Below are 9,917 nucleotides of genomic sequence, written 5' to 3'. Positions count from 1 at the left end.
CCAGGCGGGATTGGTAGAACTCGAGGTTGCTCACGATCTCGTTGATGGTGACGGTGGGCGTGATGATCGTGTTTGCGGTGGAGGTGGCGGGACCGGGATCCATGGTCGGCCAGAATTGGAGCATCCCTGTGGTGTAGCGGGAGAGGGTGCCGGTGAGTCCTGAGATGCCGTCGCCGATCTGATACTGGGTGGTGATGATGCCGGGATAGTCGTCGATGAGGATCGCGGCGCCGTAATCCTGGACATACTTCTGGTGGCGGAAGTTTTGCTGGAAGGTCAGGACCACTTCGTTGGCGAGGTGGTAGACAGTTGTTCCGTCAGCGTTGGCGGCACGCAGGGCGGCAAGGTTGGAGACCACGACCGGGAAGGTGTAAATGGCCGTGGCGACGTAGGAGGGGTCCATTCCCGCTGCCCAAGCCCTGGCTTTGAGGGTGGTTGTGCTGCTGATCGCCACGGGGCCGGTATAGAGGGTGGAAGTCTCGGTGGGATCGCTGCCGTTGGTGGTATAGCGGATGGTGGCGTCCGGCGTGGTGGTGGATATGGCCACATTGACGGGCTGGGCATAAACTCCGGCTGGGGGGTCGAAGGTCGGGGTGGCGGCATTGTCGCCTCCGCCGGGCTGGAAGGTGTGCATTCCGAGGTCAGCCACGTAATCCTGGGGATGGACGATCCATTCGGAGTTGTCGGCATTGGTGCCGGCCCCGGCGATCCAATCCAGGTTTCCCTGCACAATATGGGGTTTGCGGACCAAGGTGTGGTTCAGGGTGGCGTTGGTGACTCCAGCCACGTCCCAGGCAGTGCCCGGATCGGTCTGATAGACCCCGATGATGTCGATCAGGGTGGTGCCGTTGAACAGGCCCAGGCAGTCGTTGCCGTTGAAATAGGTGACCGTGTGGGTGAGATCGGCAACGTCGAGGATGGCGCCCATGGCCTGGGAATTGGCGATCACGAAGACGTCGTTGTTGGCCAGGGTGCCGGATAGAGTTACGCTGTTGGTGGTGGACCAGGTGCCGCCGTTGGAGGCGAGACGCATGGTGTAATTGGCCAGGTCCACGGGGGCGCCGGTGCCGTTGAAGATCTCGATGGCCTTGTTGTTCGAGCTTCCTTCCACATACTCCGAAATGAACAGGTCCTGGGCCTGGGCGGACATCAAGGCGATGAAGCCCAGCAGGATGATGGACAGTAGTGTTCTCTTAGTCATGATTTACCTCACTTTCTCAAAAATTATCAGGGCACAGTATAAAAAAGAACCGGCCAGAATGATGCTGTCGCTGCGGTCCAGGATGCCCCCATGGCCTGGGATCAGGTTGGAGCTGTCCTTCACGCCGCAAAAACGCTTGAGCATGCTTTCGGCAAGATCGCCCGCCTGGCCAACTATTCCGGCCGCGAAAGCGCTGAGCAGGAACACGGCAATGTCGTCAACCAAACGTACACAAGATAATATAACCACTATTATAAAAGGCGCAAGCACTCCGGCGATGAAACCCTCCCAAGACTTGTTGGGGCTCATGGGCAGTATGTTGCGGTGCCTGCCCCATTTCATGCCCACGAAATAGGCCGCCGAATCCGCGCACCAGATCAGGATCACCAACCAGAAGAGGATGCGGGTGGGGGGATGGCCGAGGCCCAGACGGACGACCAGGGCGGGCAGCACGGCTGTGTAGAAGAGGCCAAACAGGACCAGGGCCGCCTGGGGCAAAGAGCGGTCCTTATCCCAGCGGAAGAGCGCTGAGAGCAGCACCAGGGCGAAGATCAGCCAGAAGGCCAGGATGTCGCTGCCGGGAAACAGCACCAGGGAAAAATAGGCCGCCAGTGCCACCGCCAGCCAAAGCCAATCCAGGCGAATGCGGACATTGCGCAGCATGGTGATGTATTCGCTGCAGCCCAACAGCACCACCAGGGCGAAAACCGCCACCAGGGTCGCGCCGCCAAACCACATCGCGGCCAAAATCACCGGAATGAAGACCACGGAGACAGCCAGGCGTTTTTGCAGTTCGGTCATTTGCTCTCCACCCCGCCGAATCTGCGCTTACGGCCCTGGAAATCCAGCAGGGCCAGCAAAAACTCCAGCTTGCCGAAATCCGGCCACAGGGTCTGGGTGATGTAGATCTCCGCGTAGGCGCTTTGCCAGAGGAGGAAATTGGAGAGGCGGCTCTCGCCGCTGGTGCGGATGATCAGGTCGGGATCGGGCTGGCCTGCCGTATACAGGTATTGGGAGAAGTTGGACGGACTTAGGTTGGCGATCAGTTCCGGCTTTGTTTTGGCTTCCTGGCAGAGTTTTTTGATACCTTCGATGATCTCGGCGCGTCCGCCGTAATTGAAAGCGATGTTCACCGCCATGCCGGTATTGGAATCGGTCATGGCTGCCACGGCGCGGATGTCGGCCAGGTAGCTTGGATCGAGGCGCACCTCGCCGCCGATGAAGCGGACGTGGATGTTCTGTTTGTTGAGCTCCGGGATCTCCTTGACCAGTTGTTCCTTGAGCAGTTTCAGCAGACCCTGGACCTCATCGGCGGGACGGGCCCAATTCTCGGTGCTAAAGGCGTAGAAGGTGAGATAGCGCAGCTTGAGCTCCACCCCCAGTTCCACCACCTGGCGGATGGATTTGGCTCCCGCCTTGTGTCCGAAAAGGCGCTTCCTGTGGCGTTGTTTGGCCCAGCGTCCGTTGCCGTCCATGATTATGCCGATATGGGCGGGCAGGCGCTGGGGATCGATCCGGGGGATCAAATCCTTATAGTTCATTGCATCTTTTGCTGGGCGTTGAATTTGAGCCAGGCGTAGATGAAGCCGTCCAGATCGCCGTCCATGACTTTGTCCACCTGACCCACCTCGAAGTTGGTGCGGTGGTCCTTTACCATCTGGTAGGGTTGGAAGACATAGGAGCGGATCTGGTTGCCCCAGCCGATGTCGGTTTTGCCGGATTCGGCCTTCTTCTTCTCCGCCTCGCGCTGCTCCTCGTATAGCTGGTAGAGGCGGGATTTGAGGATGGCCATGGCTTTCTCGCGGTTCTGGATCTGGGAGCGCTCGTTTTGGCAGCTGACCACAATCCCTGAAGGCAGATGGGTGATCCGGACCGCGGAATCGGTGGTGTTGACGTGTTGACCACCGGCGCCGCTGGAACGGTAGGTGTCGACTTTCAGGTCCTTGAGATCGATCTCCACCTCGATGTCGTCCTCGAATTCAGGATAGACGAAGACGGAGGCGAAAGAGGTCTGGCGCTTGCCCTGGGAGTTGAAGGGAGAGATGCGCACCAGGCGATGGACACCGATCTCCGCCTTGAGCATGCCGTAGGCGAAGTTTCCGCCCACCTCGACGCTCACTCCTTTCAGGCCGGCTTCCTCGCCGGGCAGGGAATCGATGATATGGTAGCTTAATTTGTTCTGCTCCGCCCAGCGGGTGTACATCCTCAGCAGCATCTCCGCCCAGTCCTGGGCTTCTGTGCCCCCGGCCCCGGCATGGATGATCAGGATGGCGTTCTCATGGTCAAATTTGTCGTTGAGGTAGCATTCGATCTCGGCTTTCTCGATGAACAGCCTTTGATTTGGCAAGGCGGCGACCGCCTCGGCCAAGAGGCCTTCATTGAAGTCATCGTCGAGCAGGGCGACATAGGTCTCCAATTCCTCGCGCAGGCTGTCCAACGAGTTTATGTGCCCGATCTCTTCATTCACCTGGCTCAGCTGCTTGGAGATCTTCCTGGCCTGGTTCGGGTCGTCCCAGAAGCCGGGACTGTTCATCTGCCGTTCAAGCTGTGAGGCCAGCTCTTCCTTCTGATCGAGATTAAAGTAACCTCCTGATCTCGGCGATCTGCGAGATCATGGAATTCACTTCTCGTTTGTAATCAACATATTCCATTGTGTCTTTCCTGCTTGTCTCCCAAGGAAAATTTTTGTAAGCCATGAAATCCGCAAGCGCCGATTCTGTCAATCCATTTGTTCGGACGCAAAAAATCATTGACAGATTGGCGATAGTTCATATTTAAGCTAAATCCCTGCTGGGGATATCGTCTTTCAATGAGGAAACTAAACTGAGGTTTTGAATATGATACCTGTCATCTGGTACATTGCTCCGTTTGGGGCGGTCATGGCACTGATATTCGCCGCCATTTTCTTTCACCAAGTAAAAAAAGCCCATCCCGGCAACGCGCGCATGATCGAGATAGCCACCTATGTGCGGGAGGGGGCCTTCGCTTTTCTGAGACAGCAATACAAGGGAATCGCCCTCTTTTTCCTGGGGGCTTTCCTTATCTTCCAATTCATGGCGAATGTGCTGGGAGTCTTGCACTGGCTTGTGCCCTTTGCCTTTCTGACCGGCGGTTTTTTCAGCGCGCTGGCCGGTTTCGTTGGCATGAACATGGCGACCCTGGCCTCGAACCGCACAGCCCAGGCTTGCACCGAAAGCCTGAACAAAGGGCTGAAGATCGCCTTCCGCGGCGGAGCGGTGATGGGGCTCACGGTGGTGGGGCTCGCCCTGATCGACATGTCTGTCTGGTTCTTCGTGCTCAACAAACTCTCCTTCAGCCTGCACCAGATCACCGTGATCATGCTCAGCTTCGGTATGGGCGCTTCGACCCAGGCCCTGTTCGCCAGGCTCGGTGGCGGCATCTTCACCAAGGCTGCCGATGTGGGGGCTGACCTGGTGGGTAAGGTGGAAGCGGAAATTCCGGAGGACGACATCCGCAATCCGGCCACCATCGCAGATAACGTTGGCGACAACGTCGGCGACGTGGCTGGCATGGGAGCCGACCTCTATGAAAGCTACGCCAGCTCGATCCTGGCCACAGCGGCTCTGGGCATGGGCGCAGTTTCCACTCTCGGCGTGCAGTTTGAAACTTTTCGCATCAATTTCGTGGTCGCTCCGATGATCCTGGCCGGGGTCGGAGCACTGCTCTCCATCCTCGGCATCTTCATGGTCAACACGAAAGAGAACGCCGGCACCAAGGAGCTGATGTTCGCCCTCAACAAAGGGGTTTACATTAGTTCCGCCCTGATCGCCGTCGCCTCGTTCTTCATCACCAGGTATTTGCTGCCGACCGACTACTTTTTCGGGGTGTTCATCTCCACCGTGATAGGCCTGGCCTGCGGCATCCTCATCGGCTATTTCACCGAAAGGGACACCTCCCACAGTTACAAGGCAACGCGGAACATCGCCTCCCAAGGGACCTACGGGCCTGCCACGGTCATCCTGGAAGGCATCGCTGTGGGCATGAGATCCACCGCCGCGCCGGTGATCACCATCGTGGTGGGCATCATGACCGCTTTCATCTGCAGCCACGGCTTCCAATCCATCGAGATGGGGCTCTACGGCATCGGCTTCGGCGCTGTGGGCATGCTGGCAACCTTGGGCGTGACTCTGGCCATGGACGCCTTTGGCCCCATCGCCGACAATGCCGGCGGAAACGCGCAAATGGCGCATCTGCCAGATAGTGTGCGGGAAATGACCGACAATCTGGACAGCGTTGGCAACACCACCGCCGCCACGGGAAAAGGATTCGCCATCGGCTCCGCCGCCCTCACCGCCATGGCCCTCCTGGCCGCTTATCTGGAAGAAGTGCGGGCCGGTTTGATGATGGTGGGCGACAAAGCCGGCAACTACATGTATCTGAGCATCAATTACGGCAAGGACATGGTCGAGCGGGTCTTGGTGGACAGCGCTTCAATCTCGGATTTCATCAATTTCTACCAGATCCATGTGCTCAACCCGAAATTTCTCATGGGAACATTCATCGGCGCCATGGTGGCCTTTGTGTTTTCGTCTCTCACGATCAAGGCCGTGGGCAAGGCCGCTGGCAAAATGGTGGCCGAGGTGCGGCGCCAGTTCCATGAGATCCCCGGCATCCTGGAAGGTTCCGGAAAACCAGATTACTCCACCTGCGTGAAGATCGCCACCATAGGCGCCCAGCACCAGATGTTCCTGCCCGCCCTGGTGGGTATCCTCACCCCCATCGTCACCGGCCTGATCTTTGGCGTGGGCGGTGTTTTGGGCGTTCTGGCGGGTGCTCTTGCCACCGGCTTCGTGCTGGCCATCATGCTAAATAACTCCGGCGGGGCCTGGGACAACGCCAAAAAGTATGTGGAAACCGGCGAGCTCGGCGGAAAATCCTCCTCCACCCACAAAGCCACGATCGTGGGCGACACTGTCGGCGATCCTTTCAAGGATACGGCCGGGCCCTGCATCAACATCCTGATCAAACTGATGAGCATGGTCTCGATCGTCTTCGCCGGGCTGATCGTCACCTATTCCCTCAGCTTGGAGGACATCGCGGCCCCCTTCTCCGGAGTGGGGGTCGATAAATCCAGGCACAACATCGTCATCCCCGTAAACAAGGACCTGCACGACGAAAGCGGCGATGCCGGCGACAAATACCTGCCGCCTGAGTTTTTCCGCCATCTGCGTGGTTTCGCGCCGGACCTGGAGCCCGCAGCCCAGCCAGCGGAAACCCAGCCTCGGGACATCCAGCCCCTGCCGCCGGCCTGATCCAATTTTCACCTCAGCCACATAAACGGGATCGAGAGGATCCTGATCACTTCACACCTGATTGTGTGAGCAAAGAAATATGTTGACGAATTTCGCCGCATCACCAAGCTAACCTCGAAACGACCACATACAACAAGGAGATCGATAATGAAAAAAATGCTACTGTCCTTGGCCCTCGTAACCCTGCTTGCGTGGGGCGCCCTCAGCGCAGAAGGCGGCAGAGAAGTTTGGGTGTTTGAGGATTTTTCCTCCGGGACCTTCCCCCCGGCCGGTTGGACGATCAGCAACAACGCGGCCAACTGGAGCGCCTATGCCGGAGCCACAGCCGGTGGCGAGAGTCCGGAACTTCGCTTCAGCTGGACGCCGCAGTTTACCGGAACCTCCTATTTCATATCCCCCAGCTTCGACACCAGCGGCGAAACGACCCTCCTGCTCGATTTCAAGCATTTCGTGGACCATTACACCAATCCGTACACCATCGGCGTCGCCACGCGATCCAACTCTGGAGACTGGAACACCGTCTGGAGCCAGTCGCCAACCGGCAATGTGGGCCCGCTGACCCAGACCGTAACGATCAGCAATGCCGACGTGGGCTCTTCAACTTTCCAGTTTGCCCTCTATTTCAACGGAAATTCCTACAACATCGACTATTGGTACATCGACGACATCAAGCTCTACACCCCCTTTCCCTATGACCTGGCCATCATCGATGCCAGCCTGCCCGTCCAAACCGATGCCGGAACCCAGATCGATCCGGCCTGCACGGTAAAAAACTCTGGCTTGAACTCTCTGACCGCGACGGTTTCGCTCTCCATCTACCGCGGCGATGTCCTGGAAGCAACACATCCGGATTATTACTCCGCCTACCTGAATGGCGGTGAATCCCAGACCGCTGGCTTCCCCGCATTCATCCCGGCCTGGCCGGACGAGCTCTACCGTTTCGTGTTCAGCGTCAGCTCGCTGGAGGATGTGGTCGATGACGACCCATCCAACAACCAGTTGGAAGCTTATGTGAACACCTGGACCGGCGCTAAACAGATGGTGGTTCTGGAAATCGGAACCGGAGGCTGGTGTCCCTACTGCCCAGGCGCCGCAATGGCCGCCGATGATTTCATCGACCTGGGCTACAACGTCGCCGTGATCGAGAACCACAACGGCGATCCCTATGCCAACGACACCTCCAACTTCCGCAATTCCTACTATGGCATATCCGGATATCCCACCGGCTTCTTTGACGGAGTGCTCAGCCATGTGGGCGGAAGCAACACCACCAGCGTGTTTCCCCAATACTTTCCTCTTTACCAGCAGCGCAACGCGGTCAAGACTCCCGTGAACATCGAGATCTTCGGCGAGCAGACCCGCGAAAACTATCTGATCACCATCCGCGTGGACAAATTCGCCCCGGTCGCCTATCCCAACCTCGTGATGCACCTGGCCATCACTGAATCCGACATCGCCTACAACTGGCAGGGGCAGGATCACTTCAACTTCGTGAACCGGATGATGTATCCCACCTACGACGGCACCCCCATCGACCTCATCAATTGGCCCCTCGGCACCTCGGACGTGGTGCTCGCCATCAGCAAGGAAGCCTCATGGGTGACCGCGAATTGCGAATTGGTGGCCTTCATCCAGAATGTGGACAGCAAGGAGATCATCCAGGCGAATAAGGTCGCCGTGCTCGATCTGGAATTCCCGCCCGTGGCCAACAACGATCCCGGCGCAAGCCCTGTACTGACCGCGCTCGGCTCCAGCTTCCCCAATCCCTTCTCCGGACAGACGACCATCGCCTACACCCTTGCGGAGAAAGGCCCCGTGAGCATCGAGATCTACAATGTCAAAGGACAACTGGTCCGGACCCTCATCTCCGCCACCAAGGCCGGAGGCTCGCACAGCACGGTCTGGAATGGGCGTGACAACAACGGAAAACAGGCCGCCAACGGGACCTACATCGTCAGAATGAAGAGCGGTAATCAGGTCTCCACCCGCAGGCTGATGCTGCTCAAATAAGCCCGGATGAGGGCCAAGCCCGCTATATATTACAGGAAGCCGGACCACACGTCCGGCTTTCTTTTTGCTTCGGAAGAAGTGGGAAGAAGCAGGCCAGGCCTGATCTGCCGTGCAGGGGACCGATATTCTGCTTGACAGATTCCGCGGCCACAGGCAGTTATGAACCTGTTTGCCGGCTTGCATTTACGCTGCCGGACACAGTGGTTTATTTCACCAGCCTTCAGAGAGGAGGAAGCAATGAAATATGCTCTTTTGACCTGCGCCGCGATCCTTTGGGCAGGATTGCTCTGCGCCCAGCCCGCGTACACTTTCCACATCAACGCATTTGACGTCCTGCTCTACGATTCGGAGAATCCCTTTCCCAACGACTCGGAAATGGACCTGCACGCCCTGATCCTATTCAATGGCGCGCCTATCGACCCGCCTGTTTTCACCCCCTATCTCTTTGGCGCTCCGGGCAATCTGCCTTTCGCGCCGGGAGTTTACGGCGTATATCTGGAAGGTTGGGACAACTGGTTCCCCGATTCCGTCACCTTCCAGGACATCACCATCGATTACGAGGTCGATTTCCTCGGCATGCAACCGCCTGCGAACTATCTGCTTAACTACTTTGACGCGCAGGTAAGCGGCGGAAACCAGGTCAGCCTGTCCTGGCAGACGGAATATGAAAGCAACCTGCTCGGATACCGGATCTACCACAATCTCAGCGATGACCTCCCCAGCGCCGTCTGGATCGGCCCCATGATCCCCGCCACCAACACCGGCCAGCCTGCCAATTATCAATTCACGGACGAGGACCCGGCACTGAACCAGACCAATTTCTACTGGCTGGAAGCGATCGAATTGGATGGAAGCAGTTTCCACGGCCCGGTGAGCGTCTATGTTTCCGGCACCGAAATCGCTCCCGAAACAGGGATACCCGCGGCAGAATCGAGCAGGATCCATAGCGCCTGGCCCAATCCCATCCGGACCGATTCCACCGCCACCATCGCGGTCTGGGTCAAACAGGGAGAAACCGGCAGCCTGGGGATCTACAACCTCCACGGCCAGGAACTGAAGCGCTTTGAGCTCGGCCCGGGAACCCACGAACTCGCCTGGAACGGCAAAGACCGCCATGGCAGCCCCTGCGGCAGCGGCACCTATCTGATCAGGCTGGACACTCCTTCCCACTCCGACACCAGAAAGCTGGTCATCATCAAATAAGAGAACAAGATAGACATCTTATACTGACCCTTGTTCATCCAGGGCTTTCTTTTCCTTGCCCCTCAACCCTTTCCCCTGCCGCCCTCATTATCAATACGCTATCAAAGACCTTTGCACATAGACTCTCTGGAAAAGGTCTAAAACTAGGGGTAGAACTCCCCCGAAAAATAGTTTACGATATCTGCAAATAATTCTTGACAAATTAGATAGCTATACTTATTGTCACTCCA

The 9,917-nt window shown here is 57.6% G+C and carries 7 protein-coding genes; 3 read left to right on the top strand and 4 right to left on the bottom strand.

The genetic code is table 11. The features are described from left to right. The 4 genes from K0B87_08305 to prfB all read right to left on the bottom strand — a co-directional run. The coding region (locus K0B87_08305) for a chitobiase/beta-hexosaminidase C-terminal domain-containing protein (GenBank protein MBW6514742.1) at positions 1-1,201 on the bottom strand (1,201 nt) is incomplete at its 3' end. A 3-nt stretch (positions 1,202-1,204) separates the two neighbouring features. Continuing rightward, positions 1,205-2,002 (bottom strand): phosphatidate cytidylyltransferase, encoded by a 798-nt coding sequence (locus K0B87_08300; GenBank protein ID MBW6514741.1) that lies wholly within the window; start codon positions 2,000-2,002, stop codon positions 1,205-1,207. Further along, complete coding sequence (locus K0B87_08295; protein ID MBW6514740.1) at positions 1,999-2,742, bottom strand: isoprenyl transferase; 744 nt, start codon at positions 2,740-2,742, stop codon at positions 1,999-2,001. Before K0B87_08295 ends, K0B87_08300 begins: the two co-directional genes overlap by 4 nt. Continuing rightward, positions 2,739-3,852, bottom strand: a protein-coding gene (prfB, locus tag K0B87_08290; protein ID MBW6514739.1) for a peptide chain release factor 2 whose coding sequence is annotated in 2 segments (ribosomal slippage) — positions 2,739-3,788 and positions 3,790-3,852 — 1,113 coding nt in all. Because the reading frame shifts where the segments join, the coding sequence is not laid out codon by codon here. The genes K0B87_08295 and prfB overlap by 4 nt, the downstream gene beginning before the upstream one ends. Positions 3,853-4,038: 186 nt before the next feature. On the opposite strand from prfB, the gene K0B87_08285 reads away from it, so the two are divergent. The 3 genes from K0B87_08285 (at position 4,039) to K0B87_08275 (ending at position 9,687) form a co-directional block, all read left to right on the top strand. Next, the gene (locus K0B87_08285) at positions 4,039-6,474 is read left to right on the top strand and encodes a sodium-translocating pyrophosphatase (GenBank protein ID MBW6514738.1); all 2,436 of its coding nucleotides are present in this window, start codon (positions 4,039-4,041) and stop codon (positions 6,472-6,474) included. A gap of 147 nt (positions 6,475-6,621) precedes the next feature. Beyond that, positions 6,622-8,484 carry a T9SS type A sorting domain-containing protein gene (locus tag K0B87_08280; GenBank protein MBW6514737.1) on the top strand — a complete coding sequence of 621 codons (1,863 nt, stop codon included), beginning with the start codon at positions 6,622-6,624 and terminating at the stop codon, positions 8,482-8,484. Positions 8,485-8,721: 237 nt separating this feature from the next. After that, complete coding sequence (locus K0B87_08275; GenBank protein MBW6514736.1) at positions 8,722-9,687, top strand: T9SS type A sorting domain-containing protein; 966 nt, start codon at positions 8,722-8,724, stop codon at positions 9,685-9,687. Positions 9,688-9,917 lie beyond the last annotated feature (230 nt).

It is taken from the genome of Candidatus Syntrophosphaera sp., from assembly GCA_019429425.1.
In the GTDB taxonomy this organism is placed as follows: Bacteria; Cloacimonadota; Cloacimonadia; order Cloacimonadales; family Cloacimonadaceae; genus Syntrophosphaera.
The sequence above is the reverse complement of the archived record's forward strand: the minus strand, read 5'-3'. Positions and strand labels throughout refer to the sequence as shown.

Coding starts and splice junctions, on each gene's coding strand:
- K0B87_08280 (MBW6514737.1), top strand. CDS start 6,622: ATGAAAAAAATGCTACTGTCCTTGGCCCTCGTAACCCTGCTTGCGTGG.
- K0B87_08300 (MBW6514741.1), bottom strand. CDS start 2,002: ATGACCGAACTGCAAAAACGCCTGGCTGTCTCCGTGGTCTTCATTCCG.
- K0B87_08275 (MBW6514736.1), top strand. CDS start 8,722: ATGAAATATGCTCTTTTGACCTGCGCCGCGATCCTTTGGGCAGGATTG.
- K0B87_08285 (MBW6514738.1), top strand. CDS start 4,039: ATGATACCTGTCATCTGGTACATTGCTCCGTTTGGGGCGGTCATGGCA.
- K0B87_08295 (MBW6514740.1), bottom strand. CDS start 2,742: ATGAACTATAAGGATTTGATCCCCCGGATCGATCCCCAGCGCCTGCCC.